The sequence below is a fragment of the Mucilaginibacter sp. P5_A6 genome (genome assembly GCF_056400585.1).
On sequence record NZ_JBFUKZ010000038.1, the window covers coordinates 1 to 26,017 of the forward strand.

Sequence of the window (26,017 nt, forward strand, 5' to 3'; positions counted from 1 at the left end):
CTTTCACCTTTCACCTTTCACCTTTCACCTTTCACCTTTCACCTTTCACCTTTCACCTTTCACCTTTCACCTTTCACCTTTCACCTTTCACCTTTCACCTTTCACCTTTCACCTACTTCCACTATCTTTGTCCCTGTGAGCGAGAAAACCATACTTAAATTACAGCTGCCAACCGATCCGCTTTGGGTTAAAAATGTTGTGGAAAGCAATATTGAAGAACTGCTGACCGACCATGCTTTTTGCGAGCAAAAGGCAGCCAGCAACGCCATAACCCTTATTGTACAAAACCCCAATTTATCAGATCTGGTGCAGGAAATGGCTATGTTGGTGCAGGAAGAGATGGACCACTTTAAACGGGTGCATGATATTATTATAGAACGTGGCTTTTTATTAGGCAGAGAGCGTAAGGATAACTACGTGAACGAGCTCCGCAAATTCATTATCATCGGTGGCGGCCGGGAAGCACAGCTGATTGATCGCCTATTATTTTCGGCCATGATAGAGGCACGCAGTTGCGAACGTTTTAAAGTATTATCAGAAAACATTAATGATAGCCAGTTATCGACGTTTTATCATGAACTGATGATCAGCGAAGCCACACATTATTCCATGTTTATCCGCCTGGCCAAAAAATATGCGGTCGAAATAGATGTTGATAAACGCTGGAAAGAGTTTTTGGAATATGAAGCCGCAGTGATACAAAACTACGGCAAAAGCGAAACCATACACGGCTAGTTCATCTATACAAACAGGCTAATTACCGATACTTTTATTTATTACTTAACTTTAAATCTTTACTTTGGATATGTCGCGATTTAAAGCATTCTCGGTGGTAATACATATTGCCGGATGGCTGTTGTTCATGGCCTTTCCGCTGGTATTTTTAAACCGCCAGAACCAGGACAGTACATCCACCCTACTTTTGCAGCAACCCAGTTACTGGTTATTTTGCTTCACATATATCTTCCTTTTTTATATCAACGCCAACCTGTTTATCCCAAGGCTTTTTTTAAAGAAAAAGTATTTGGCATACAGCATTATAACTATACTATTATTAGGCTGCGTTTACTATTTAAAACCATTTGACCGGATGCTCCGCAGCAGCGAAAACATTGCGCGGACACCACCCGCACCGGCAAACCAACGCGGCCCTGGCGAGCCTCCGCCACAATTCAAACCGGTTCATCACAACAAGCCTCCATTAGATATTGCCAGCCTGTTTATTTTCCTGATGATTTTTGCTATAAGCACCGCCATTAAAACCATACAGCAATGGCAGCTCACCGAGCAACAGGTTACCCGTGCCGAGGCTGATAAAACAACAGCCGAGCTTTCATCTTTAAAAGCACAGATTAACCCGCATTTTTTGTTTAACACCCTTAATAATATATATACACTTGTAGTTACCCAGGATGATAACGCGGCCGAAAGCGTCATGATGTTATCCAACATTATGCGTTATGTAACCGAGGATGCAATGGCAGATTTTGTGCCCCTGCAAAACGAAATAAATTGCATTAGCGATTATATTGAACTGCAACGATTACGAATGAGTAAAAACACAGAAGTAAATTTTTCTTTAAATGGCCATACCTCCGGTAAAAAAATACCGCCGCTTGTATTAATGACCTTTGTAGAAAACGTATTTAAATATGGTATCAGCAGTCACGAAAAATCGGTTATCAGCATTAAAGTAGATGCGAATGATAAAGATATTGCTTTCTTTTGCAAGAACCGCTTATTTGATAACCGGAGTGAAAACCAAAGTACCGGAGTAGGCATCAAAAATACAAAACAACGTTTGGCCCATTTATACCCAGGCAGGCATTTATTAAACATAAGCAACCAGGATGGTTATTATACCGTTCGGCTTAGCTTACAAACTTAAAACCAATGGTGTTAAAATGCATTGCAATTGATGATGAGCCTCTGGCATTAAAACTAATCAGCGGATATGTATCCCGTTTCCCGTCGTTGCAACTCATCAACACATTTGACGATGCCATATCAGGTGCCGAGTTTTTAAAAAACAAACCCGTAGATCTGCTCTTTATCGATATCAATATGCCGGATATTACCGGGATCGACCTCGTTCGCTCGCTTGAAGTAAGACCGATAGTGATTTTTACAACTGCCTACAAAAACTTCGCTTATGAAGGCTTTGAGCTGGAAGCCCTTGATTACATCCTGAAGCCCATTGATTTTAAACGGTTTGAAAAAGCTGTTGAAAAAGCTATAGACTACTATCAATATAAAAATAAACCCATAACCGAACAAGCCGACGAAAGCCTGTACGTATACTCCGAATACCGGATGGTAAAGATTGAGCTGAATGCCATTGAGTATATTGAAAGTATGGAAGATTATATCAAGATCCATTTAACCAATGCCAAAACGGTGCTTACCCTTATGCCGCTTAAAAAGGTGCTGGAGAAATTACCTGCCGATAAATTTCAGCGCATCCACCGCAGTTATATTGTACCTGTTAACAAGATCCGCTCCATCCAGAACCGTAAGGTTAAACTTACCGACATTGAACTGCCGGTAAGCGAAAGCTACCTGGATATTGTGCGTAACTGGATGAAATCCCGGTAAAAAAAGCAGTATGCCCGGCGCCGGCACAATTCGGCTATTTACCGACACCTTTTTTATTCCGTCATACTTAGTCGTTGATTTATGCATAAATCAACCAGGTATTCATCTATACATAATACCGATTCACCGATACATTATTGATTAAGCAGGCGCCAGGATTTACCTTTATATCGTTATTCCAATGGCGTTGCAGGGCAAAATTGGTTTAACATAATACCCCTTTTTTCATAATAGTTTCGATAAAGCGCCGGTGTTTTAATACACGGCGCTTTTTTTTAACAACAAATCACCTTTTTGTAATTTATTTAAGCTTTAGGAGTTAAGGGCGTAAATTATTTTACTTTTGCACACGGAAGTTTATGGGCAAAAAAGGCATTTTATTAGTAAATTTAGGTACACCCAACAGCGCATCCACAGCCGATGTGCGTACCTATCTGAATGAGTTTTTGATGGATCCGCGGGTTATTGATATAAACCCGGTAATGCGCACCCTGCTGGTTAGGGGTTTAATTGTTCCTTTCAGGGCGCCAAAATCGGCCAAGTTATACCGGGCCATCTGGAGCGATACCACCGGCTCGCCATTAATGCACTACAGCCTTTTACAACAGGATGCTTTAAAAGAGCGCCTGGGCGATGAGTATATTGTTGAACTTGCCATGCGCTACCAAAATCCAAGCATTGAATCGGCCCTTAACCGGTTGAAAGATGCCCTGGTTGATGATATCCAGGTAATAGCCCTTTTCCCGCAATATGCATCGGCCAGTACCGGCTCGGTATATGATAAGGTGATGGAGCTGCTGATGCAATGGCCCACCAAGCCAACCATATCGTTTGTTAATTCATTTCATGATAACGAACTAATGATTGCTACGTTTGCCGAAAACAGCCGCAAATATGATCCGGAGAAATTTGACCATATATTGTTCAGCTTTCATGGATTGCCGCAAAGGCAATTAATTAAAGCCGATCATACGCACCAACACTGCCTAAAGGTTAACGATTGCTGCCAAACCCTTACCGATGCCAATAAGTTTTGCTACTCGGCACAATCGCACCATACAGCGCAGCTGATTGCCCAAAAGCTAAACATCCCCAAAGAAAAATATACCATCTGTTTCCAATCGCGCCTGGGTAACGACCCATGGGTACAGCCCTATACCAGCGAAATTGTAGCCAAATTAGCCAAAGAAGGCAAAAAAAGCCTGCTGGTATTTTGCCCCGCCTTTGTTGCCGACTGCCTGGAAACGGTTTACGAAGTAACCACCGAATACGGCGATGAATTTAAAGCCCTTGGCGGCGAAAGAGTACAGCTTGTTGAAAGCCTGAACGATTCGCCGATGTGGATAGATGCACTGGAAAAAATGGTTAGGGATAACCATATATCGAGGTAGTTACAAATTCTATTTCGACCGTCATACGAGTGGTATAGTTTCCGGAAACTCTGACGGTGAAATGATGTTTTAAAAGGTTTGTCATCCTTCACTGCGTTCAAAATCTCGCTATCAGATCAGGCGCGGCACCTGTCATCTTTATTTTATAGCGATAGCCGCCGTCAAAAAAATCTTCCTCCTTTAAAAACTCATGGCCTGTTTTACTTATCCAGTAGGTTTCGGTAAAGTGCCTGCCTTTATAATCGCTTTCGGTAAACAGTTTCCAGCAATCGGTTTTGTAACCATCTAATGTGGTGATCACTTCACTACCTGTCACTTTATACAGCACGTATTGAGGCATATTAATCCCGGCATCATAAAAATTGATGGCAAAAGTTTTGCCGGCATCAAGGGGTAGCATCTCAAAAGTTTCGATATCCAGGTTCCAGTTAAAGTTGGGCATGGTAAAATCAAGCTTAAATTCTTTTTGCTCGTTGCCGGCAACGGTATCGGCACCTGTAATTTTATCTGTGTCCCAGTTATAAGCTTTTATTTTTTTGCCGATAGTTTCTGCATGATAAACTGGTGCAAAACTGGCCATTTTATTAAGCGAGTAAACCGAGCGGTATGCTGCGCTATCGGTACCGTACCAGTGCTGGGTAATGGCAAAATAATTTTCTTTATTCCGTTTCTCAATTTCAACATTGCGCAGCCAAAGCGAAAAACGCAACCTGCGGTTGTCTTTTAAATTCTGATAATATACCAGATATTGCTTAAGTCCGGGTTTTAGGGCCGATGTAATGAGGCGCAGATCTTGTAAACGGATGGTATCTGTTTGTGCGGATACCTTTGACGTATGCGACAACAGCAATAATATAGTTAAACTAATGGCTATAACTTTTTCAATGATCTGTTCGGTTTTCATAGTGATTAAATTTTGATAATTTTTGCGATCTGGGTGGGTTACCATTGCCATTTCGTGGTTCTTGTTAATAACTAATTAATTACTGTGGATTTAAAAAGCCGTTTTGGTATAGCCAACTCGTAGCCCAGTCAAACCATTTATCATGACTTTTGGGATTATCCAACGCAAAGCCGTGGCCTCCGGCCTGGAAAATGTGCATTTCTGCTTTCACTTTTGCATCAAGCAGGGCATTATAAAATAACAGGCTGTTTTGTACCGGCACAAAACGATCATCTGCTGCATGTATCAGAAATGTTGGCGGAGTATTGGTGGTAACATGTTTTTCGTTGCTAAAAAAATCAAGCAGCTTTGCCGATGGTGTTTTGCCTATTAGTTTTTCACTGGTTACACTATGTGGCGTTAAACCAAAAGTAATTACCGGGTATATGAGCATCATAAAATCCGGACGAAGATTAATATGCTCTTTATTTTCAATTACAGGCACCTCAAAATGCGTTCCGGCAGTTGAAGCAAGGTGTCCGCCAGCCGAAAAACCGATAATGCCTATTTTATCAGGACTGATTCCCCATTCTGATGCATGCTTACGTATCATAAGTATTGCCATTTGCGCATCCTGTAAAGGACCTATAGTTTTATCAACCATGATATAATCACTGGGTAAACGGTATTTTAATACAAATGCAGCGACGCCTATTTTATTAAAGGCTTTGGCAATATCAGATCCTTCATCCTCAGATACCTCCACATAATAGCCCCCGCCGGGGCAAATAACTACTGCTGTTCCGTTTGCTATGCCTTTTGCCGGAAGATAGGGCGTTACAGCCGGTTCTGTTACTTGCGAGATCCAGTTTAAACTATCAATTTTTTCAATGTAACCAGCAGGTGCTTTTTTTGAATTGGGAGCCCCCTTTGGATAAAGTAAAATTTGTTTTTGCTGGGCATAAACCAGGCACTGAACAAACGCTATTATTATTACTGTTACAAATGCCTTTTTCATATAAGTTTTCAAGATTCGTACTGTAAATGTGTGTTTTCAACAATCACTCATCAAATCATTTCAACCAATAGGAGTTTCTTTTTAGCAGAGTTGTAAATAACTTCAATTACTGCCTCATTATTTGAAAAACAAGAGATTATTGAATAAATGAACCCAACCATTGAAAACAAGATGGAGAAATCAAAAAGCTTTGTAAATTTAAAAATGAAGATCACCAACGGGCAGGCAACCATTAGCAGGCTTCAATGGCTAATTTGGATAGCCGTATTCCTTATCGTTTTTTTTTCTATTCTACCCGAAGTGAGCGTTTACCAATCGTTTGGTTTTACTTTGGTCAGTATAACTTTTTATGCGGTTGTAATTTATGGTAATATTAAATTTCTGTTTCCGCGATATTATGAAAAAGGGAAGAAGCTTGAGTACGTACTATACGCAATTATACTTTTAGTGGGCGGAGGGACAGCCCGGGGATACCTGATCATATATTTACATAATATACTTTCTGCCTCCCCATCTGATCATGAAGTAATGACCTGGGGGATGTTCTTTAATTTTACGGTGGCCGGCTGTTTAACTTTTCTGCTGAGTTTTATCTTCCGTATCGCTTTAGCTTATTTCAAGCTAAAACAACAAACCGAAGAGATCATGGTCCAAAAAAGTCAGGCCGAACTCAATTTATTAAAATCGCAGGTACAGCCACATTTCCTTTTTAATACGCTTAACAATATTTATTACGAGGCTTATAAAGAAGCACCACGCACAGCCGCGTTAATCGAACGGTTATCAGACATTATGCGCTATTTTGTAGATGAAAGCCCCAGAGATGATGTGACCATAACCACCGAAGTACAATTCATAGAAAATTATATTGAGCTGGAAAAGATCCGCATCAGGCATGGGGTGGAAATCAGTTTCGAAAAGAAGTACAGTTCCGATCTGCGTATTCCACCTATGCTGCTCATGACCTTTGTAGAAAACATTTTTAAACATGGCATCGATAAATCAAGCATCGAAAACCGGGTAATTATTTCCTTGAAGCAACAGGATAGTTACCTGCTTTTTAAAACCAGTAATGCCGTTTACGAAGCACCCGTAAATAACCAGCCAAACGGATTTGGTATAGCCAACCTTAAGAAAAGGCTCACCATGCTATACCGCGAAAATTTTGAACTTACAACAACTAAAAATGACCAAACTTTTACCGCGTTCTTAAAAATACCACTGGCATGAATTTAAGCTGTATTATAATTGATGATGAACCCAACGCGGTAAACCTGCTGGAAATGCTGATACAGCAAAGCACCCGATGGCAGCTAAAGGCCAAATGTTATGACGCACTGGAAGCACTGGCCATTTTAAAGGAAATCAAGATCGATTTTATATTTTTAGATATCAATATGCCCAACCTTACCGGCATGGAACTTGCCGGCCTGTTACCGCCGCATACCAAAATTGTATTCACCACAGCCTACTCAGCGTATGCCGCCGAAAGCTATACTTTTCAAACAATTGACTACCTGTTAAAGCCCATAACCTTAAAACGTTTCTTAGCGGCGATGCAAAAGATCGAATCTTATTTCGATAAGCCCGAACCAATAGTACAAACCCAGTCTATTGCCAGTGAGGAGTACTTTTTTGTAAAATCGGGCAAAGTGTTCCGTAAAATACTGCTGGATGAGATCTTGTATTTCGAAGGCGAAAAGGAATACGTGCGTCTTGTTACCGCCCGGGAGCAATTGCTCATCTATCGCCGCCTGAAGGATATTGAGGAGCAGCTTTTACCGCCATTTGTTCGGGTGCACAACTCGTATATAGTAAACACCAAACAGCTTATCAAAATACAGGATAACCATGTTTACATCGGCGATAAACATATCCCTGTGAGTGAAAAGTTTAAAGATAGGTTTATGGCAGTAATTAATAAAAGGGTGTTTTGAGGGCTTGATTCAAAAATAGAATGATTTGCCCGTCATTAGAAAGCAACTCGCAACAATAGCATAGCCTACGGCAGATGTGCTTATAACGTCCTTTATCAACGTGGGTGGTTCGCGCGTTGGCATACCATGTTACGCGCGGCAATTGCGCGGTGAAAAAACCGCATGTGATTGTTCATTAAGGTTGAAATACCATCAATATCCCTTACGCATCGCGTAAAACCTATCCCTGCGATACCGTTACCTCACCCCTCAGGTCCATCTCCATGTAATGCTTTACAATTGCGGGATCATCAAATTCGCCCAGCAGGTACATCATTTTGGTTACGGCCGATTCAAACGTCATGTCGTATCCATTAGCTACACCTATATCTTTCAATTGCTTGCTGGTTTCATATCGGCCAAGCTCTACGGTACCCACTTTACATTGGGAGATATCTACAATCACTTTTCCTTCTTTAATGGCTTTTTCCAACAGATTGATAAACCAGCTATCGGTAGTAGTATTACCGGCGCCGAAGGTTTCCATTACAACGCCTCTTACATCTGCGTTTAAAATAGCCTCAACCACTTTGGGGCCAATGCCAGGGTACAGTTTTAGTACAGCCACCTCGCTTACCAGGTTATTATGAATAATTAACCCCTCGCCATCGTTAGGCTGCCTGATATCATTTACATTAAATTTAAGGTGAACGCCCGACTCTGCCAGTATGGGATAGTTGGGCGAGCGGAAAGCCTCGAATTTAGATGAGTTATATTTAAAAGCCCTGTTACCGCGGAACAATTTGTAATCAAAATAGATACAAACCTCGGGCACACGGGAACGATCATTCTTTTTAGCCTTGGCTATCTCGATGGCGGTCATTAAATTTTCCTTGGCATCGGTACGTATAGCGCTTATAGGTAGCTGTGAGCCGGTGAATATAATGGGCTTATCAAGGTTCTCCAGCATAAAGCTCAGAGCTGATGCGGTGTAGGCCATAGTGTCCGATCCGTGTAAAATCACAAAACCATCATTATCATGATAGTTTGCCTCAATCAGGCCTGCAAGTTCGCTCCAGATTGCCGGGTTCATGTTTGATGAATCGATGATCTCTTCAAAAGAATGCACCTTAATACGGCAATTGAGTTTTTCCAACTCGGGCACGTTATCCATTATTTGCTCAAAGTTGATAGGCTTGAGCACCTTTGTTACGGGATCACTCATCATACCGATTGTCCCTCCGGTATAAATGATCAGTATCTGACTCATGAATTAAGGTTTATGCTGTGTAAATCCATTACAATTATTATATACCAAACACCTGCCTGGAATTTTCAGTGGTGACAAAGGCCACCTGCTCCACACTTGTATGGTGCAGATCCGCCACCTTTTGGGCAATGTAAATCAAGTACGAACTTTCATTAGGTTTACCCCGGAACGGAACTGGCGTAAGGTACGGAGAATCTGTTTCTAAAACTATATGCTTTAAATCAATTTCAGATACTACTTTATCCAAACCCGCATTTTTATAGGTAACCACCCCGCCTATTCCCAAATAAAAGCCCAGGTCAATCACCTGCCTGGCCTGCTCCGTGTTACCCGAAAAACAATGGAAAATCCCACGCAGGTTTTCGTCGTGCTCCTGCTGCAACACCTGGTATACCTCATTAAAGGCATCCCGGCAGTGGATAACAATAGGTAGCTTCAATTCTTTTGCCCATTTGATCTGCTGCCTGAAGGCCTTAACCTGCCCGGCTAAAAATGTTTTATCCCAATATAAATCGATACCTATTTCGCCTATGGCATATATTGTATTTAGCCGGTGGGCGGCCATTATAGCGGCCAGTTCGTGCTCCCAATCTGCTTTTACCGAGCATGGGTGCAAGCCAAGCATAGGGTAACACACATCCGGATAGGCCTTTACCAGGTCATCCACCAGTGGTACCGATGCTGCATCTACATTGGGTAAAAACAACCTGTTGATGTTATTATCAATACACCGTTGTACCAATGCCGCACGTTTACCGGCAATGGTTTCGTAGTATAAATGGGTATGTGTATCTGTTAATACCATGCTGCAAAAGTAAAAAAGCCTCCCCGATATATCGGAGAGGCTTTAGGATTAATTTTTCTTTTTACTTACAGCTGTTTTTTTAGCTGCCGCTTTGTTTACCGGGTGTTTTACGCCGGGCTTTGCAGCTGCAGGAACATGCTTGGTTGGTTTTATCTTTACAATCTCCAGGTCAAATACAAGGGTACTATATGGCGGAATCACCTGACCGCCCCCCTTTTCGCCATAACCCAAACTTGACGGGATTATACATTTGGCTTTTGAACCTTCGTGCAATAAAGCCAAACCTTCTTCCCAGCCGGGGATAACACTACCCTGGCCTAAAACTACGCTGATAGGCTCATACGGGCGACCCGGTTGATCAAGTCCTGCCGCTTTTGCTACCTGCTGGATGCTGGTATCAAATACTTTACCATTTGTTAAACTACCAACATAATTTACCAATACGGTATCGCCGGCTAAGGGCTTGCGTAAAGCAGATGGCTTTGTGACAATATATTTTAACCCCGAGGCTGTAGTAACCGGGCTTAGTTTATTGGCTACGATATAACCGTTGGCATCCACAGCTTCCTGTTGTTTCAGTTTTTCAATAGCGGCAGTCCGCTCGGCCATAGCCGCCTCTAATGATTGCACCTTAGTTATCTTTATAATAAAAGTTAAATAACTGCTTTTAGGAAAAAACGGAGGGCGCGCCTCTTCATGGCCTTTAAAAATAGAATCGGTAGGCACTTTCACCATCGCGCTATCATTAAGGGTAAGCAATGGAAATATATCCATTAAATCGGCTACATTTTGAGCAGGGTGTACCTGCGCTTGTACAGTATGCCCGGCCACGTACGAACTGAATAAAACAGAGTCCTTATCGGTTTTTTGGATGTAATGAAAGGTGATCACATCGTTCTGCTTCACTTTTTCGCCTGCATTGTGGGTGAAGATCTGGTACTGTGCGCCTTTAGCAGTGGTTTGCAAACCACCTTGAGCATGTGCCCCTAATGTAGCTATGCCCAGCAGGGGAGTTAGGAAATAAAAAATGTTTTTCATAAAATAAAAATAAAAAAAGCCTTTCCGACAGCAGTCGGAAAGGCTGTAAAAATTTTTCTTAATTACCTTGTTGGCGGAGTCATTTGTGGCTCGGCCGGTTTTGGTGCATTTGGATTTGGGTGCACAATATCAACCATCTCCATTTCAAAAATGATTGGCGTGTACGGACCAATCGGGCCTACACCCTGATCTTTGTACGCGATGGCCGAAGGGATAACCAATGTGATTTTAGATCCTTTGTTCATCAGCTGCAAACCTTCATCCCAACCTGGTATTACTTTACCCTGGCCAACCGGGATACGGATAGGCGCATATGGGCGGCCTGGCTCAATAGGTTGTTTTTCTTTAATGGCTATTTCTTTAACACTGGTTTCAAATATTTTACCAGTTGGAAGCCTGCCTGTGTAGTTTACAACAGCGGTATCGCCAACAGCTGGTGTTGCGCCTGTGCCCGGTGTAGTAATAACATAATTTAAGCCCGAAGCTGTAGTCGTAACCTTTAAGTTATGATCGGCAATGTATTTTTTGATCTTACCTGGCTCCTGGCTTTTCATTACATCAGTAAGGCTTTTTAAATAATCATTAATTCTGCCACGGAAAACCTGCTCGGTAAGCGCACCTTTGGCAATTACCTTATTAATGTTAACCTGGAAAATTAAAAATTTACCTTTGATGTTTGGCGGACGTTGCTGACCGCCTTTAAATATTGAATCGGTAGCTACTTTGAACGTAGCGCTATCACCTTCGCCAAGCATTCCAATACCAGCGTATACGTCGCCTTTTGATTGAGGCTTTGGCATCGGCATAATAACCGGCCGGCCGGCTTCATAGCTGTTAACCAGTATCGAATCGCCATCGGTTTTTACAATCATGTTAAGGCTCACAAAGTCGCCTTCTTTAATATGCACACCACCTTTTGAGGTGTGTATATTATAAAGCAAGCCTGCCTCTCCTTTTTTAAAGCCGCCGTTACAACTTGCAAATCCAATTGCAGCAATGGCTAAGAACATTAGTTTTCTTTTCATTTTATTGTTTTAATAGTTTTTTATATTCGGGTAATAGGGTTTTAAATTGTTGTACAACCTGTTCAAGGTTATCTGTTGAGTAACCACCAGCAGCATTGCGGTGACCACCACCGTTAAAGTATTTTTTACAAATCTCATTTGCCGGGAATTCACCTTTTGAACGTAACGAAAGTTTTACCTTATCGCTGCGCTCAACAATAAATGCTGCCAGCTTTATGCTGGCAATTGATAAGGCATAGTTCACTATGCCTTCGGTATCGCCTGTATCAACATCGTATTTCTGCAGGTCCACTTTATTAACGGAGATTATAGCAGTATTGTATTCGGGCAAAATCTCCAGGCAGTTTGCAAGGCAATGTCCCAGGAACCTTAAACGGTTTTCTGACGCACTATTGTATACCAGCTCGTGAATCCGCCAGTTAACAGCCCCCGCATCAATCAGCTCGGCCACTATCCGGTGCACGGTTGATGAGGTATTTGGCAAGCGGAATGATGCAGAATCGGTCATGATACCTGTATAAAGGCAGGTAGCCACATCCTTATTGATCAATTCTTTATGATGAAGCTCATTAACTATAAAATCATAAATAAGCTGTGCGGTTGCGCAGGCGTTTATATTCCAATGTCTGTAATCGTCAAAATCCTCGGGATCAAGGTGATGGTCGATCATTATTTTATAAGCCTTGCTTTCGCCTACCAAAACACCCATCTCGTTAATGCGGCCCAAAGCGTTAAAATCAAGGCAAAATATCAGCTGGGCATTGGCAATAAGGGTGGCAGCCGTTTCGGTTTGTTCGGTATATACAATAACCTCATCATCGCCAGGCAGCCAGCTTAAAAAGTCGGGGTAATCGGTGGGTGTAATAACCGAGGTATGATGCCCCTGCTGTATTAAATAATTATATAAACCCAAAGACGAACCCATAGCATCTCCATCAGGTTTATGATGAGTAGTGATCACTATTTTTTTGGGGCTTGCTAAAAGGTCTGTAAGCGCGGCTAAATCTAACATCAATTTTAAAAAAGAGTTGCAAAGCTAAATAAATAAATTAAATACAAACCATCTAATTTAATTCAAAAAGCTTTATCATACAGAAGTAAAACGCTACTTTTGCGCCAATTTTAAACAAATAAACAAACATCATAAGCTCTCGCCTAAATAAATGAATAGGCTTATGAAAATTCATTACCCATAAAGAACAATAAAAAGAATGGCAACTAACAGAACTTTTACCATGATTAAGCCGGATGCTGTTACAAACGGGCATATTGGTGCAATTTTAGATAAAATAACAAAAAGCGGATTTAAGATCATCGCGCTTAAATATACTTACCTGACGCCGGAAAAAGCAGGTCAGTTTTACGAAGTACACAAAGAACGACCTTTTTACAATGCCTTGGTTAGCTTTATGTCATCGGGCCCTATAGTAGCTGCGATACTGGAAAAAGATAATGCAATTGAAGATTTCCGCAAGCTAATTGGTGCAACCGACCCAGCCAAAGCCGAAGAAGGCACAATACGCAACCTGTTTGCAGAATCAATTGAGGCAAACGCGGTTCACGGATCAGACTCTGATGACAACGCTGCTATTGAAGGCAGTTTCTTTTTCTCAGCTTTCGAGAAATTTTAATAATAGAGCAATTTTAATAATTAATAATATTAGGGGTGTAACATCAATATTACACCCCTAATATTATTTACCATTTTTTTGCCATTTAAATTTAAAGTTTTGTAGCTTTACAAAACGGGGCTTATTAGTTCCTTATTAAATAATATTGTAAACCTTTTCCTTTAAAGCATTAAATTATGAAACTGCTATTAAAACCAATCATCTACGCACTAATAGTGGTATGTTTAATAATTGTTTCTATATTTATTTACAGAGCCCATCCCGAAGTGCAGTTAGCGTTTATAATCCCCGGCCTGTTTATCTTGATTTACTCGGTAATAACCGACGATATGGGGATAAAGCAGCATGTACGCTCCCGTAACCTTCGTTTTTCAAGAGGAAGATAATCTCTTCTTTCCTAAAATCATTTCGTTCCTGATTATTCCGGATTTATTTTCCCGGCAACGTACCAGTGTTAAGTCAATAGCACTAAGTCATAAGTTATAAGCCGGATTTGTTCTTTTTTGCCTTCGAACTTAAGACTTTCGACTAAAGAGTAATGTCAATTCAGGGTTAACACGACACTATCGGTTTTTTTATATTTGATTTCTATAAAAATATAATCTCCTCTACCAACACCCCTTTTGCCTCTTCGTTTATTTTTTCAATTATCTGCGTGCGCATAAGCATCAATTCGTGCTTTATAACAGACGATTCTATCCGCAGAAACAATTTCTTATCCCTTATAAACAATTCCTTTGTACGGTTAGCTACCGATTTACCCACCAGCTCGGGCCACGCGGCAACAACAGCCGTTTCATCATAGCGGCGCTTAATTTTGTATACATTAAGCATCTGCTCAATGGCCTCTTTTAATGATTTGTCGTTTGTTTTACGCATCGATAGCTCCTTTAATTACATTAAATAATTTTACCTGCACTGCTATTTTTGCAAATATCTGCTCAACACGGGTTACGCTGGTATCGGTAATAAACACCTGCCCAAAATCATTGTTACTTACCATTTTCATCAGCTTGGTAACACGCTCATCATCCAGTTTATCAAAAATATCATCAAGCAACAGCAGCGGTTTAAATCCTTTTTGCTGATACAGGAAAGTATACTGCGCCAGCTTAAGCGCAATTAAAAATGATTTTTGCTGCCCCTGCGATCCAAATTTTTTCATGGCCATACCGTGAATGCCAAACTGTAGATCATCCTTGTGAATACCCACGGTAGTGCGTTCAAGTACCCTGTCGCGTTCTACAGTTTTCTTTAACAGAGTGGCAAAATCATCCTGAATCAATTGCGATTCATAAACCAGTTCAACCAATTCGGCATCATCACTTATAAAACTATAATGCTTATTAAAAATAGTTGTAAAACCCTCCATAAAAGCCTTGCGCCGCTCATATATCCTGGTGCCCGATAGTACCAGCTGCTCATCAAGTACTTCCAGCAAATTGGGGTCGTAACGGCCTGTATCGGCTATCAGCTTTAACAAAGCGCTGCGGTTGGCCAATACCTTATTATAGGTTATTAACTCATCAAGATAATGGTTATCCGTTTGCGATATCACATTATCAATAAACTTGCGGCGCTCCTCGCTGCCCTCGGTGATAATACTGGTATCATAAGGTGATATCATCACCAGGGGCAATAAACCAATATGATCTGCCAGGCGTTGGTAGTCTTTTTTATTGCGTTTAAACTGCTTCTTTTGGTTCCGCTTTACAGAACAAGCTACCGCCTCGGTTTGTTGATTTTTGTTGAAAACTCCCGTGATGATAAAAAAATCAGTCCCCTGTTTTATTTGCTGGCTATCTATGGGGTTAAAATAACTTTTACATAGGCTCAGGTAATGTATAGCATCAAGCAGGTTGGTTTTGCCCGCGCCGTTATTACCCGTAAAAGCATTCACACCCTCGCTGAAAACAAGTTCGGCCTCCTCGTAATTTTTAAAATTTATAACTGACAGCTGCTGCAAATACATGGGGTTGTAAAGGTAAGGTTTTTGCCTTGGATAGGATTGATTTGGGGATAGAATATTAGGTTGATTAGGTTTGCTTTGACTGTTTTAATTTTTTACCAACAAAAATTCAACCCTATCAACCATTCACCAATTAGCGAAAACGCAATGTGCAATCACAAAACAATTAAATGTATTTACATACCATAAATTTATACCAGCCTATACAAAAAACAGCTCCATGGTTAAGTTATTTATATCCATAGTTAAGTTATTTTCAATTGCAATAAACTTTTTTCACACCCTTGTACAAAATTGATTTTGCGTATTGTATGATATAAAATATTCAAATATATTTACTGCAAATAAGCAGTGGCGCTACCTCGTTTTAATAACCTGCCGAACCTTATTATGAAAAAATTTCCAGGCAAATTGCTTTTATTAGCAATTATTTTATTTGCCGGCTGCAACAAGGAAATGCCGGAAATAAACACCTCATCTGCCGCTGGCGCCGGCGGCAAAAAGCTAAAAATATCATTGGCGAATACGGATATACCCATTGCCAGCATTTCGGCATCATCAACCGGCTCTTCGTGGGCAGCATCAAATGCTATTGACGATAACACTTCAACAAGCTGGAGTTCAAATCAGCATACAAGCGCCAACGCTGTGGAGTTTATTCAATTTCAGTTTAGCGATGCAAACGATGTAAATTATGTAAGGTTAACCCCAAGATATGACAGCAATAACGCGGGCTTAAGCTTCCCGTTAAATTTTACTATTTATTATAACACGGGTACATCGTGGGTATCAGTTAAATCATTCGCTAAATTTGCCAATCCTCAAAAACCCGGCATCAACAATCTCCCGGTTGTAATACCTCTTCCGGTTACAGTGCATACCAACGCCATAAAAATAGAAGCTACCAGGCTAAGTACCGATGGCTCAAACTATTATTTCCAGCTTGCCGAAGTTGCGGCGGGCTATGATGAGGGCTTCAATCATTTTAAATGGACAAACAATGATAACTCCAGCCGGCAAAACCGGATTAATAACGCAGGTTCGGGCACATTTAACCCAAGCCGCATTTTTAATTGGACACAGGACGACCGCGACCCCATCATCCAGGCTACAAATCAGGGTATTTATCCTAATATATATGCTCCAAACGTGGTTTATAACGGCGCCTGGTATATTTATTATGGCGGTTGGGACAATACATCGACAAAAAACGACCAGATATTTACAACCGTAACCAACAACAATTTTTTAACTTTTGGCGCACACACCTTAACCATTGGCAATGGCAGCAGGTGCCATGTAAATAACGCTACCATACTCAAAAAGCCCGATGGCAGCTGGCTAATGTACTATACCTCTTTACCCCAAAATTCAACCATAAATAAACCAAGCTACGCCACCTCTTCTGATGGTGTTAACTGGGCCCCAAATACCGGTTCGGGTAAATATTTGTTAAAAATGAGCAACTATCCTAACTGGGCAACAGCCGATGTAAACGGATCAAATGTTGGCTACCTGGAAAACGGCGTCTATCATTTATATTTTAATGATTTTGCACGCGGCGTACACAAAGCGGTTCATCATGCGGTAAGTACCGACCAGGTAAACTTTAGCTACGTTGGCGACGCGTTGAACGAAGCGCTTGTTGCACAGGATGTAAAAGCCTTTACCTACAACGATGCAACCTACTATTTAATGGGCCTGCACCATAACAGGCACGAAATAAGATACAGCTTAAGCAACAGCCTTAGCAGTTTCCCAGCCAGTAACTTTTTGTTTGGCAATTACAACGCCGGCGATATGTTTATTGTTTCTATGAGTTTTGTAACCAATGCCAACAGGTTATACGGCATTATTTACGGCGCAGGTCCCAATAAGGATCTAAGTCAGAATTCACTACATGCGAGGTGGCTTACCAAAAAAATAATTTTTATTAGCGACAGAACAAACGAGCGCTGGGGCGATATTGAAAAAGCGCACGGGCCCGACCAGGTTGTACTATACATGAATACCGATATGGAAACCGGTCACTTTTATGTTTACGATACCGATGGTACAACCCTGCTGTATACCAGTCCGCAGGTTACCATGCGCTCGGGCGATATCTGGACCTATAATCCATAGTTTAACTGCCGGTATTTGTTTATTGTTTTTAATAAACAAATATTCATCAATAATGGCGTACCCCGCTGATAGAAGCGGGTCGGGCTTTTTGTTCATACGCCTGCAGGCCTTACGCGCTTTGGCCGGTACCCACGTCAATCCCTTACGCAAGTTTGGGATTTAAAAATCAGCAAGGTAGTCCTTCAGCCTACGATCAGTATTTCAATGCACCAGTCTCCTATAAGTAAGCCCCTATTTGTTTGCCAAACAGGTACGGGCAAAATCAAAGTAAAATCAATTTCGCGTGTTTTTAATAATTGAAAATAAGTATTTTTAAATCAATTATTTAAATCGCTTAGTAATGACCGTAACCGAAATAATGGCCGACCTGCAGGCGCATGGCAGCGAAAGCATTAAAAACATTTTGTTGAAGCATGGCGTTAAAGAGCCTTTTTTTGGCGTAAAGATTGAGCATTTAAAAACCATCCAAAAAAAGATAAAAAAGGATTACCAGTTAGCCAAGGATCTTTATGCCACGGGCAATGCCGATGCCATGTACCTGGCCGGCCTTATTGCCGATGATGAAAAGATGACCAGGGCCGATCTGCAAACCTGGGCCGAAGAGGCGCTCTCCAATAACATTAACGAATACACAGTACCATGGGTGGCCGCAGGCAGCAATCACGGCTACCAGGTGGCTATGGAATGGATTGATAATAAACAGGATTATATCGCTGCTGCAGGGTGGTCTACCCTGGGCAACCTCAGCGCTTTAAAGGCCGATAGTGAACTGGATCTTGAGGCTTACCGCGCTTTGCTGGCCAGGGTGATAAAAAACATCCATACCTCGGGCAACAGGGTAAAGTCGCGGATGAATATATTTGTAATAAATGTAGGCTGCTATATAAGTACCTTAACCCAAGAAGCCATAGCCGCTGCCGGCCAAATTGGTGAAGTTTATGTTGATACCAACGGCACCAGCTGCAAAGTGCCCGACGCCATAACTTATATTAACAAGGTAAAAGAACGCGGATCACTCGGCAAAAAGAAAAAAACGGTGAAGTGCTAAGCTTTGCATATCCGAATCGCTTATAGAAACCCTTGCCACTCCCCCCGGTTGGGTTACTGTGTACACATATTTTTTGTCGACAAAAAATTAAAATCAATAAAAACATGTATACACAGTATCCTTTAGAAGGAAATTAAAAAATCTTCTACCCCATGCTGATTTGCTATTTAGCATTAAGCAAATAAATTTTATGCAGCGAGATAAAAGAGAAAAAGAGCCCTGCCAGGATAATTAAAGAGCGGATCCAGTTCATCGTACTCCATTCTGATACTGTTTTTCTAAGCAAATCAACATCGGCGAGTTGCGCAGTTTTAAACATAGTGTCATTACGGGGATAGAAATAAGCAAAGGTGAATACGTCCCCTAAAATGTATAAAACAAACGCAGCCCCTAAACACAGCCGGATAGATGGAGCCGATTTCCAAAAGAGTATCAGAACCAGCAGGCCCAATACCTGGTTAACAGGCGAAAACAGCCTGAAAAAGTTCCCCGGGCTTACCGTTTTAAAATACTCTCTTGCCGTTGCTATTGAGTTAGGAATGTCGCCGCCCCACGACCTCGCATCAACCAAAGAAGTATAAATGTTTACAAACAGCAGCCCGCTGGCAATACTGATAGACGCAAATAAGATTATTGTTTTCATGTTTTTTTTCTGCAAAGATGGTTGCCGGAAAGGTCGCAGAATTGTATTTAACGGACATCTTCATAAATATGCCCCTTTATATTGCTCATGTTCCGTTTGTATTCACCGGGTGTTATTGCTGCATAAGTCTTAAAAGTTTTTATAAAATGCGATTGGTCGGAAAAATGGCTTTGAAAAGCAATTTCTGTCAACGATAATTCACCCTGGTGAATTAAATTAACCGCGTGAAGGTATTTTTTATAAAGTAAAATTTCTTCAGTATTCATTCCTGTTGCTTCAAAAAGTTTCCTTGATAAATGCCGGGGCGAATAACATAATGAATTTGCCAGCGCTGTTACAGATGAATCATGCTGATTGGCCGCATATATAAAATTATTCATTAATTGCTCCCGGGGTTGCCAATCAATCAAATTTCGCCTCAGCCAGGTAAGAAAAACAGCTAACCGGGCATCAAAATCATTTTGTTCGGCAAGCTGGTGCCAAAGTGAGTGAAAAGTTGAATCAAGCAGGGTTAAGTCGACGGTAATATTTAAAAATTCGCAGGCAGGTACCTTAAAAATCTCTTTTACCGCCAAAGGTTGAAACAGCACACCAAAAAAAACCTGTTGTTTTGGAAGATGGAGCTGTATGGGTGTTGTGTTAAACCCACTAATAAAGCAATTTGATAAATAATGCCGTTTATTGCCTAATTGAGCCGGGATAAAAGGGCTATCGCTGAAATTAAAAATAACCTCTAATACACCTTTGGGTATAATGTATTCCTTATGAAAGAGATGGAAAACATCAACCTGCCAAACAGAATGGATCACATTCTTAAAACAGGGTTCGTTTGGTATGTAATAGTTGTAGTTCAATTTCCAGGTAATTGATTATTAGCGCCATAAAAAAATTCGTTAATGGCATAAGATATGACGAAGGCGTGGAATTTCATTTCTTCAGCCATGCCGGTCAGCATAATAAAGGAACGAATTTTTATCTTAAGATGCAAGTAATTAGGTCTGAGAGGATTGTCTTTTCCGAAGTTTAGCTAAGTAATTGCTGTCCACAACAACATGTTACAGAATTAGGGTAAAACAAGCATAGACCAGCTATTCAGCTCTCAGCCCATGATCCTTTTCATGATCTCCTCCTTTTTCATTCGCGAAACGGGGATCTGGCTGTTATCATCCATCACAATAAAACCACCTTCGGATTTTACGTATGAGGCTATTTTTTTAAAGTTGATAAGGTGCGACTGGTGCGTACGCAGGAAATTAAAGCGTTCCAGCAGTTCGTCGTATTCTTTTAGGGTTTTGCTTACTAAATATTTTTTACCGTCTGCCAGGTAAATGTGTGTATAGTTCCCTTCGGCTTGTAACCGCACAATCTTGCGCACGTTTACAAATTCAACTTTGTCGCTTAACGGGACGGCTATTCGCTGTTCGTCGTCGCCGCGGTCAAGGTTGGATACCAGCTCTTTGAGGCGCAGGTTTTCCTTTTTGGGGCCGATGTGCAGCAGGGCCTTATCAACGGCGCTGGTGAGCTCTAAAATATTGATTGGCTTTAGCAGGTAATCAATAGCGCAGGCCTTAACCGCCTGGATACCATATTTATCAAAGGCGGTAACAAAAATAACCTCGAAAGTTTGCGCGCCGTTTAACGACCTTAACAGATCGAACCCCGATGCTGCGCCCATCTCAATGTCCAGAAATAACAAATCGGGCTGTAATTGCCTTACCAATTTGAGCGCCTCGGCAGCCGAAGCCGCCTCGCCTGTTATTTCCACAGCGGGGCAGTACTCCAAGAGCAGGTTTCGCAGGTTGCTCCTGCTTTTGGGCTCATCATCAACCAGTATGCTTTTAATTATCATCGGTTAATTATTAGGGAGCGTTAAAGTTACGGTAACACCTGGTTTATCGGCATGGTTGCTTATCATCATTTTTGCATCTCCGGCATCGGCTTTTAATATCTCCAGGCGTTCGTTTACCAATTTCAGCCCGAAGCTTTCTGTGTTAAATATAGCATCTTTAAACCCCGGCCCATTATCGGTTACGGCAACTTTCAGGTAATTGGCTTCGGTATAAACATTTATTTCCAGGTTTCCGCTGTTTCCTTTTTGTGCAAGGCCGTGTATGATGGAGTTTTCCACCAGCGGCTGTATCAGCATGCCCGGAATTTCAATAAGGCTGGTATTAACCCCGTCTGCAACATTTAATGTAAAACCGAAATCAAAACGCAGTTGCTCTAACTGGCAATAGAGCGTAACGGCAGTTAACTCATCGGCTAAAGCCACCATGCTTTTCTCTGAATTATTGAGCACTTTACGCATCATTACCGCGAATTTTTCAAGATAGATATTGGCCTGTTTGTACTGGCTGTTGTTAATAAGCGACTGGATAGAATTGAGCGAGTTAAATATAAAATGCGGGTTCATTTGCGAACGGATGGCTTTTATCTCCAGTTCTTTGATGCGTTTTTGCAGTGTTATATCCTTCTTTATTTTGGCCAGCCTGTTGCGGTAAATAAAGTATCCTATTGTAAATGCAAAAAGGATAGAGCCTGCGCTCCATCCTAAAATAGTATAAAATTTTGCCTTTTGCACCGGATTGTAACGTGCCGAAGCCGTAGCTTTTTTTAGCGCGTCATCAAGGCGTTTAATATTTGTTATACTGTTTGCGCTGTTTTGGGGATCAGGTTTGAAATCACTACTGAATATAAGGTTATCATCAACTACCCTTTGCCATTGATCAAAAAAGAATACTCTTGATTCACCACCATTTATATCGGCACCTGCTAAGTTCCCGGGGCTGCCATTTACCTCGGTATAAGTTACATTAGGGAGCTTTAAAAAAGCCGTATCAATTGTTGCGGGCGAAAATGATGCAGACAGCTGTATAATTACAAACTGAACTTTTGCGGGGTCTTGTTTCCTAATAAATGCCTCATACTGCTGCAGGTTATCCTTATAAGTAAAGTTGATAATAAGGCATAAAGGCTTACCTTTAAACCTTTCGAAATTAAGTTTCTGCCCATTTAAAAGGGTTGCGCCAAATGGGTTGGGTTTGCCTGGCGCCAGTTGTTGTAACTGTTCCCACTTTTGTTTTATAGGTTGTGTAAGTACGGTATCGCTACAATTATTAATAAAGTCCTGATAGTACGGTTTTAACTTTGCAGTTTTTTCCCAGTTATACCGGTGCAATTCCTTACCCAGCGCATTCGAAATTTCAAGGTATAACGCGTAACCTTTAAATGAAGCCAGTGACGTGCTATAATCAGCCAAAAAACCTATCTGCCCACCATTTATCATCACCAGTCTTGCCTGGCGATAACAGGTAAGCCACTGAAAGCAACTTTTATAAAAATCACTGCCGGGGTAGTCATTCATTAGCACCGGCAGGTTTTCAATATCAGCAAAATAACCTTTAGGGTACCCTTCAAACGCCTGCGTTGACTGTGGCGAATAAAGGTAGTTTTTTTTGAAAAGAAAGAATAGCTTGGCCTCGGCCTGCATATACATCCATTCTGTACGGTAATAATCAAGGGCGGTTTTTGAGGCCTTGCCTTTATATTTATCCATCTCTAATTCAAACGCCGTTTTACCCGCCTGTTGAAATTCAATAAAACTTTCAGTCGATCCTTCTATGGCCTTTGCCAATGCCGGATGATTGAGGCCCTGTGCAATAACCAATTTAACAAAAACCGCATCAATGGCCGCGTCCGTGGCGCCATGGCCCCGGTATTTAACCGTTTCCGAAAAACTGCCGCCATATAAAAGGTCGTGCTCATGCCGTGTTACTGTTTCGATGTCTTCTGGCTCCTGGCCATTAGCAATTATGGTAAGTGTATCACCGGGAGTAATGAACGGCTTAATAACGCTCATCGGGTTTTGCCCGTAAATAAATAACACGGGCCGGGCTTCGGCAAGCAGTATTTCGGTTTTAAATGATCCGTCTTTGGCCAGCTTAATGGTGCCCTGGTCAGTTTTAATTTCAGGTTTGTTATTGGTTTTAAAGGCATTTAACATTTTACCCATAATAACCACATTTTTTGGAACCGGGAATGAAGCCGCGGCCGTAAGTATGCTCACCGCGCTTTTAATATCCTTTAAGCCCTTTATAGGTGCTCCGTTCAAGGCCCGGATGTTGCCCTGTTTTACGGCGGTTGTTACCAAATTGGTAATGTTAGTTAACAGTTCTGGCTTGTAAGGTAATATATCAATTGTGGCCGTTGAGTTAACCAGTTTCTTAGGGGTTATTTCAGAAAGTGTAACCGTTAGATTGTTTTGCTCATGTACATCAACCTTCACTACATTACCCTGCCGGTCAATTTCAACCGAAAAAGCTAAACGGGCGGCATTGCTGTAGCTTTGCAGGTAAGGGGGGTAATAGGAATCGTATCCAAATATGGTACCAGTAGGAATGTCATTAAACTTCAGCTTTATTCTTTCAACCGATGCGTTGTAAAGTTCATGCCCACCGGGTAATTCTTTGGTTAACACATACCTGATATCATACTGGTTTTTGCTCTCGTAAGTAATATGGTCCATCGGATTGGAGTTGGTACCCAAGTCTTTAATGTTAGTACCATCAATATTAACCTGTACCTCAAACCAACCACCCGGCTTAAGCTTTAAAAACGGATTTTGTGCCGACACAAACAAAGGAAATAGCAGCCCCATTGCCATTGTTAAAAGTTTTTTCTGTTTCATGTTGTTATTATTTTAAACAAAGAAGCAGGCATTGAAGGGCAATGTTGTTGGTCATTTAGCAAGTGGCAGGTTTCAGTTATTATTCAGCAAATTAAACAATTTGGCAATTATCCGGTAAGCTATTTGCGCTATTTCTTTTTGTCGGCCAAAAGCAGATCAACACGTAATGTTATTGCAAGCCTTTTTCGCGGCCGCCTTCTGGTAAGTCAACAGTACTAAGTGGTAAGTTATAAGCCGGATTTGCTCTTTTTTGACTTCGAACTTAAGACTTTCGACTAAAGGCTAACGTCAATTCAAGGTTGACACGACAGTAGGAGGAGGTTAGAACCCAGGCAAGTAAAATAACTGTCTGCCAGTTATTAGTAAAACATGTTGCCAATTCCTCTGTTAACCAAAAGGAGGTAAATAAAAACCATGTGGCAGGAAATTGATAATAAGCTTTACAGAGCGTTTAAATTTAAAGACTTTTCGGAAGCATTTTCTTTTATGACCCGTGTGGCTTTGCTGGCCGAATCCGCGAATCACCACCCCACCTGGAAAAATGAATGGAATAAAGTCGAAATTTGGCTCTCGACCCACGATCAGGGTGATATTGTAACCGATAAGGATAGATCATTAGCCGCCTCCATTGATAAATTTCTGGGAAGTGTTGCGGTTTGAGTTTTCGCTATTGTTGTTCGGAAGATATAAAGCAGGGGAAATGATGTTTTAAAAAAAAGACTGTCATGGTGAGCCTGTCGAAGGGAGACAGGCTCTTTTCAGCGGAAGACTTACGAAGTTTCAAAAACTTCGTAAGTCTGGGAATCTACAACTTGTTATAGGTAGGCACGAAGGATCTATTCACCTACTGTACAGGGCGAATAGGCATGACGCGTAATAGATCCTTCACTACGTTCAGGGTGACAAAAGGTTTTTTTGTACACATCTGTCATAAACTACTCCACCCACCAAAACACCCGCAATCACCCCAAAAAAACATCCCCTAAAGAATTAACACAAAAGCTATTGCCAGAAATTTTGAAAACCGTAACTTTGCAAACTTAATTTTGTTATAACAATGTCAAAAAACCAGGCGAATACCAAAGTTGCAGCACCAGACCCCAATCCAGGACAAGGCGGCAATTTCGTGCGCGAGAATCAAAAAAGCTTATTATTTATCGGTGGAGCCGTTATTGCGCTCATCGCAATCTATTTTTTATACCTGAAAGTGTATTTAGGTCCGCGCGAAGTTACTGCGGCTAATCAAATGTACGTAGCGCAGGATTTTTGGGCCAAAAAGGATTGGGACAAAGCCATTAATGGTGATGCCAGCTACCCCGGCTTTAAAAAGATCATCAGCGATTACAGTAACACCAAAGCTGCCAACCTTGCTTATTTTTATTTAGGTACCGCTTATTTAAACAAAGGCGAATACCGTAAAGCCATTGAAAACTTAGATAACTACCGCGGCGACGACAGCATGGTGGCCGCCGAAGCTTTTGGCAGCACGGGCGATGCCTATGTAGAGTTAAAAGACTACGAAAAAGCTGCAACCTATTTTAGCAAGGCTGTTGATAAAGCAAAAAATAAGTTTTTATCGCCACTTTATTTAAAAAAGCTGGGCCTTGTTTATGAAGAAACAAAAGACAATAAATCTGCCGGTGAAGCATACAAAAGGATAAAAACAGAATATCCTGAAAGCGCCGAAGCACAAAATATCGACGAATATATTGCCCGCGCCGAAGCGAAGCTTTAATTTTGTTTAAAAGTTGAAAGGTTGTAATGTTCTTGGAGCGTTGCAACCTTTTTAATTTGTTGAAAGGTTGTAAAGTTTAAACATTGTGACTTTACAACCTTCAAACTTTACAACATTGTAACTTTACAGCCTTCAAACTTTACAACTTTGTAACTTTGCAACTTTCAAACTTTACAACTTTGTAATTTTACAACCTTCAAACAATACAACTTTGTAACTTTACAACCATCAAACATTAC

25 protein-coding genes are annotated in these 26,017 nt (G+C 41.2%); 12 read left to right on the forward strand and 13 right to left on the reverse strand.

Features of this window, described 5'->3' with window-relative positions:
• From AC1DO4_RS26285 to hemH, 4 genes are all read left to right on the forward strand, one after another.
• The coding region (locus tag AC1DO4_RS26285; RefSeq protein ID WP_477420736.1) for a MiaE family protein at window positions 1-735 on the forward strand (735 nt) is incomplete at its 5' end.
• Window positions 736-805: 70 nt separating this feature from the next.
• Window positions 806-1,888: a sensor histidine kinase gene (locus tag AC1DO4_RS26290; RefSeq protein ID WP_477420737.1), complete on the forward strand. Its 1,083-nt coding sequence runs from the start codon at window positions 806-808 to the stop codon at window positions 1,886-1,888.
• 5 nt (window positions 1,889-1,893) lie between these two features.
• Complete coding sequence (locus AC1DO4_RS26295; RefSeq protein WP_477420738.1) at window positions 1,894-2,595, forward strand: LytR/AlgR family response regulator transcription factor; 702 nt, start codon at window positions 1,894-1,896, stop codon at window positions 2,593-2,595.
• Window positions 2,596-2,954: 359 nt separating this feature from the next.
• A complete protein-coding gene (gene hemH / locus AC1DO4_RS26300; protein WP_477420739.1) occupies window positions 2,955-3,986 on the forward strand; it encodes a ferrochelatase in 1,032 nt (343 codons plus the stop codon).
• Window positions 3,987-4,083: 97 nt separating this feature from the next.
• Here the strand turns inward: hemH and AC1DO4_RS26305 are convergent, their stop codons facing one another.
• Together AC1DO4_RS26305 and AC1DO4_RS26310 are read right to left on the reverse strand one after the other, a co-directional pair.
• On the reverse strand, window positions 4,084-4,890 hold the full coding sequence (locus AC1DO4_RS26305; protein WP_477420740.1) for a DUF3108 domain-containing protein: 807 nt from the start codon (window positions 4,888-4,890) through the stop codon (window positions 4,084-4,086).
• A 79-nt stretch (window positions 4,891-4,969) separates the two neighbouring features.
• Window positions 4,970-5,887, reverse strand: a complete 918-nt coding sequence (locus tag AC1DO4_RS26310; protein ID WP_477420741.1) for an alpha/beta hydrolase — start codon at window positions 5,885-5,887, stop codon at window positions 4,970-4,972.
• Between the two features lie 147 nt (window positions 5,888-6,034).
• On the opposite strand from AC1DO4_RS26310, the gene AC1DO4_RS26315 reads away from it, so the two are divergent.
• Window positions 6,035-7,117 carry a sensor histidine kinase gene (locus tag AC1DO4_RS26315; protein WP_477420742.1) on the forward strand — a complete coding sequence of 361 codons (1,083 nt, stop codon included), beginning with the start codon at window positions 6,035-6,037 and terminating at the stop codon, window positions 7,115-7,117.
• Window positions 7,114-7,824 (forward strand): LytR/AlgR family response regulator transcription factor, encoded by a 711-nt coding sequence (locus tag AC1DO4_RS26320; RefSeq protein ID WP_477420743.1) that lies wholly within the window; start codon window positions 7,114-7,116, stop codon window positions 7,822-7,824. The genes AC1DO4_RS26315 and AC1DO4_RS26320 overlap by 4 nt, the downstream gene beginning before the upstream one ends.
• A gap of 220 nt (window positions 7,825-8,044) precedes the next feature.
• On the opposite strand, the gene AC1DO4_RS26325 is transcribed toward AC1DO4_RS26320, so the two are convergent.
• The 5 genes from AC1DO4_RS26325 to AC1DO4_RS26345 all read right to left on the reverse strand — a co-directional run bounded on the left by AC1DO4_RS26325 (window position 8,045) and on the right by AC1DO4_RS26345 (window position 12,953).
• The gene (locus AC1DO4_RS26325) at window positions 8,045-9,073 is read right to left on the reverse strand and encodes an asparaginase (protein WP_477420744.1); all 1,029 of its coding nucleotides are present in this window, start codon (window positions 9,071-9,073) and stop codon (window positions 8,045-8,047) included.
• 37 nt (window positions 9,074-9,110) lie between these two features.
• Entirely contained in the window at window positions 9,111-9,878 is a 768-nt protein-coding gene (locus AC1DO4_RS26330; protein ID WP_477420745.1) for a TatD family hydrolase, read from the reverse strand.
• Window positions 9,879-9,926: 48 nt separating this feature from the next.
• Window positions 9,927-10,916: an FKBP-type peptidyl-prolyl cis-trans isomerase gene (locus AC1DO4_RS26335; protein WP_477420746.1), complete on the reverse strand. Its 990-nt coding sequence runs from the start codon at window positions 10,914-10,916 to the stop codon at window positions 9,927-9,929.
• 62 nt (window positions 10,917-10,978) lie between these two features.
• Window positions 10,979-11,941 (reverse strand): FKBP-type peptidyl-prolyl cis-trans isomerase, encoded by a 963-nt coding sequence (locus AC1DO4_RS26340; protein WP_477420747.1) that lies wholly within the window; start codon window positions 11,939-11,941, stop codon window positions 10,979-10,981.
• Window position 11,942: 1 nt separating this feature from the next.
• Window positions 11,943-12,953, reverse strand: a complete 1,011-nt coding sequence (locus AC1DO4_RS26345) for a DHH family phosphoesterase (protein WP_477420748.1) — start codon at window positions 12,951-12,953, stop codon at window positions 11,943-11,945.
• A 199-nt stretch (window positions 12,954-13,152) separates the two neighbouring features.
• Between AC1DO4_RS26345 and AC1DO4_RS26350 the strand changes: the two genes are divergently transcribed.
• Entirely contained in the window at window positions 13,153-13,572 is a 420-nt protein-coding gene (locus AC1DO4_RS26350; protein WP_477420749.1) for a nucleoside-diphosphate kinase, read from the forward strand.
• Between the two features lie 176 nt (window positions 13,573-13,748).
• Window positions 13,749-13,958 carry a hypothetical protein gene (locus tag AC1DO4_RS26355; RefSeq protein WP_477420750.1) on the forward strand — a complete coding sequence of 70 codons (210 nt, stop codon included), beginning with the start codon at window positions 13,749-13,751 and terminating at the stop codon, window positions 13,956-13,958.
• A gap of 202 nt (window positions 13,959-14,160) precedes the next feature.
• Here AC1DO4_RS26355 and AC1DO4_RS26360 read toward each other — a convergent pair whose 3' ends face one another.
• Together AC1DO4_RS26360 and recF are read right to left on the reverse strand one after the other, a co-directional pair.
• Entirely contained in the window at window positions 14,161-14,451 is a 291-nt protein-coding gene (locus AC1DO4_RS26360) for a DciA family protein (protein WP_477401960.1), read from the reverse strand.
• The gene (gene recF / locus AC1DO4_RS26365) at window positions 14,444-15,544 is read right to left on the reverse strand and encodes a DNA replication/repair protein RecF (RefSeq protein WP_477420751.1); all 1,101 of its coding nucleotides are present in this window, start codon (window positions 15,542-15,544) and stop codon (window positions 14,444-14,446) included. Before recF ends, AC1DO4_RS26360 begins: the two co-directional genes overlap by 8 nt.
• Before the next feature lie 387 nt (window positions 15,545-15,931).
• Here recF and AC1DO4_RS26370 point away from each other — a divergent pair, with 387 nt between their 5' ends.
• Both AC1DO4_RS26370 and AC1DO4_RS26375 read left to right on the forward strand, forming a co-directional pair.
• Window positions 15,932-17,665 (forward strand): discoidin domain-containing protein, encoded by a 1,734-nt coding sequence (locus AC1DO4_RS26370; RefSeq protein ID WP_477420752.1) that lies wholly within the window; start codon window positions 15,932-15,934, stop codon window positions 17,663-17,665.
• 340 nt (window positions 17,666-18,005) lie between these two features.
• On the forward strand, window positions 18,006-18,713 hold the full coding sequence (locus AC1DO4_RS26375; protein ID WP_477420753.1) for a DNA alkylation repair protein: 708 nt from the start codon (window positions 18,006-18,008) through the stop codon (window positions 18,711-18,713).
• Between the two features lie 163 nt (window positions 18,714-18,876).
• Here AC1DO4_RS26375 and AC1DO4_RS26380 read toward each other — a convergent pair whose 3' ends face one another.
• The 4 genes from AC1DO4_RS26380 to AC1DO4_RS26395 form a co-directional block, all read right to left on the reverse strand.
• On the reverse strand, window positions 18,877-19,356 hold the full coding sequence (locus AC1DO4_RS26380) for an anthrone oxygenase family protein (protein ID WP_477420754.1): 480 nt from the start codon (window positions 19,354-19,356) through the stop codon (window positions 18,877-18,879).
• Window positions 19,357-19,403: 47 nt separating this feature from the next.
• A complete protein-coding gene (locus tag AC1DO4_RS26385; RefSeq protein WP_477420755.1) occupies window positions 19,404-20,210 on the reverse strand; it encodes a helix-turn-helix domain-containing protein in 807 nt (268 codons plus the stop codon).
• A 245-nt stretch (window positions 20,211-20,455) separates the two neighbouring features.
• Window positions 20,456-21,205 (reverse strand): LytR/AlgR family response regulator transcription factor, encoded by a 750-nt coding sequence (locus AC1DO4_RS26390; protein WP_477420756.1) that lies wholly within the window; start codon window positions 21,203-21,205, stop codon window positions 20,456-20,458.
• Between the two features lie 3 nt (window positions 21,206-21,208).
• Complete coding sequence (locus tag AC1DO4_RS26395; RefSeq protein ID WP_477420757.1) at window positions 21,209-24,043, reverse strand: sensor histidine kinase; 2,835 nt, start codon at window positions 24,041-24,043, stop codon at window positions 21,209-21,211.
• A 414-nt stretch (window positions 24,044-24,457) separates the two neighbouring features.
• On the opposite strand from AC1DO4_RS26395, the gene AC1DO4_RS26400 reads away from it, so the two are divergent.
• Both AC1DO4_RS26400 and AC1DO4_RS26405 read left to right on the forward strand, forming a co-directional pair.
• Entirely contained in the window at window positions 24,458-24,703 is a 246-nt protein-coding gene (locus AC1DO4_RS26400) for a 4a-hydroxytetrahydrobiopterin dehydratase (RefSeq protein ID WP_477420758.1), read from the forward strand.
• 397 nt (window positions 24,704-25,100) lie between these two features.
• Entirely contained in the window at window positions 25,101-25,778 is a 678-nt protein-coding gene (locus tag AC1DO4_RS26405; protein WP_477406748.1) for a tetratricopeptide repeat protein, read from the forward strand.
• Window positions 25,779-26,017: the final 239 nt, after the last annotated feature.

Bases quoted from the DNA above. Each gene is read 5' to 3' on its own strand.
- AC1DO4_RS26400 (WP_477420758.1), top strand. From the start codon at position 24,458: ATGTGGCAGGAAATTGATAATAAGCTTTACAGAGCGTTTAAATTTAAA.
- recF (WP_477420751.1), bottom strand. From the start codon at position 15,544: ATGTATTTGCAGCAGCTGTCAGTTATAAATTTTAAAAATTACGAGGAG.
- AC1DO4_RS26335 (WP_477420746.1), bottom strand. From the start codon at position 10,916: ATGAAAAACATTTTTTATTTCCTAACTCCCCTGCTGGGCATAGCTACA.
- AC1DO4_RS26310 (WP_477420741.1), bottom strand. From the start codon at position 5,887: ATGAAAAAGGCATTTGTAACAGTAATAATAATAGCGTTTGTTCAGTGC.
- AC1DO4_RS26290 (WP_477420737.1), top strand. From the start codon at position 806: ATGTCGCGATTTAAAGCATTCTCGGTGGTAATACATATTGCCGGATGG.
- AC1DO4_RS26360 (WP_477401960.1), bottom strand. From the start codon at position 14,451: ATGCGTAAAACAAACGACAAATCATTAAAAGAGGCCATTGAGCAGATG.
- AC1DO4_RS26315 (WP_477420742.1), top strand. From the start codon at position 6,035: ATGAACCCAACCATTGAAAACAAGATGGAGAAATCAAAAAGCTTTGTA.
- AC1DO4_RS26390 (WP_477420756.1), bottom strand. From the start codon at position 21,205: ATGATAATTAAAAGCATACTGGTTGATGATGAGCCCAAAAGCAGGAGC.
- AC1DO4_RS26375 (WP_477420753.1), top strand. From the start codon at position 18,006: ATGACCGTAACCGAAATAATGGCCGACCTGCAGGCGCATGGCAGCGAA.
- AC1DO4_RS26295 (WP_477420738.1), top strand. From the start codon at position 1,894: ATGGTGTTAAAATGCATTGCAATTGATGATGAGCCTCTGGCATTAAAA.
- AC1DO4_RS26395 (WP_477420757.1), bottom strand. From the start codon at position 24,043: ATGAAACAGAAAAAACTTTTAACAATGGCAATGGGGCTGCTATTTCCT.
- AC1DO4_RS26325 (WP_477420744.1), bottom strand. From the start codon at position 9,073: ATGAGTCAGATACTGATCATTTATACCGGAGGGACAATCGGTATGATG.
- AC1DO4_RS26330 (WP_477420745.1), bottom strand. From the start codon at position 9,878: ATGGTATTAACAGATACACATACCCATTTATACTACGAAACCATTGCC.
- AC1DO4_RS26345 (WP_477420748.1), bottom strand. From the start codon at position 12,953: ATGTTAGATTTAGCCGCGCTTACAGACCTTTTAGCAAGCCCCAAAAAA.
- AC1DO4_RS26380 (WP_477420754.1), bottom strand. From the start codon at position 19,356: ATGAAAACAATAATCTTATTTGCGTCTATCAGTATTGCCAGCGGGCTG.
- AC1DO4_RS26370 (WP_477420752.1), top strand. From the start codon at position 15,932: ATGAAAAAATTTCCAGGCAAATTGCTTTTATTAGCAATTATTTTATTT.
- AC1DO4_RS26340 (WP_477420747.1), bottom strand. From the start codon at position 11,941: ATGAAAAGAAAACTAATGTTCTTAGCCATTGCTGCAATTGGATTTGCA.
- AC1DO4_RS26350 (WP_477420749.1), top strand. From the start codon at position 13,153: ATGGCAACTAACAGAACTTTTACCATGATTAAGCCGGATGCTGTTACA.
- hemH (WP_477420739.1), top strand. From the start codon at position 2,955: ATGGGCAAAAAAGGCATTTTATTAGTAAATTTAGGTACACCCAACAGC.
- AC1DO4_RS26305 (WP_477420740.1), bottom strand. From the start codon at position 4,890: ATGAAAACCGAACAGATCATTGAAAAAGTTATAGCCATTAGTTTAACT.
- AC1DO4_RS26405 (WP_477406748.1), top strand. From the start codon at position 25,101: ATGTCAAAAAACCAGGCGAATACCAAAGTTGCAGCACCAGACCCCAAT.
- AC1DO4_RS26320 (WP_477420743.1), top strand. From the start codon at position 7,114: ATGAATTTAAGCTGTATTATAATTGATGATGAACCCAACGCGGTAAAC.
- AC1DO4_RS26355 (WP_477420750.1), top strand. From the start codon at position 13,749: ATGAAACTGCTATTAAAACCAATCATCTACGCACTAATAGTGGTATGT.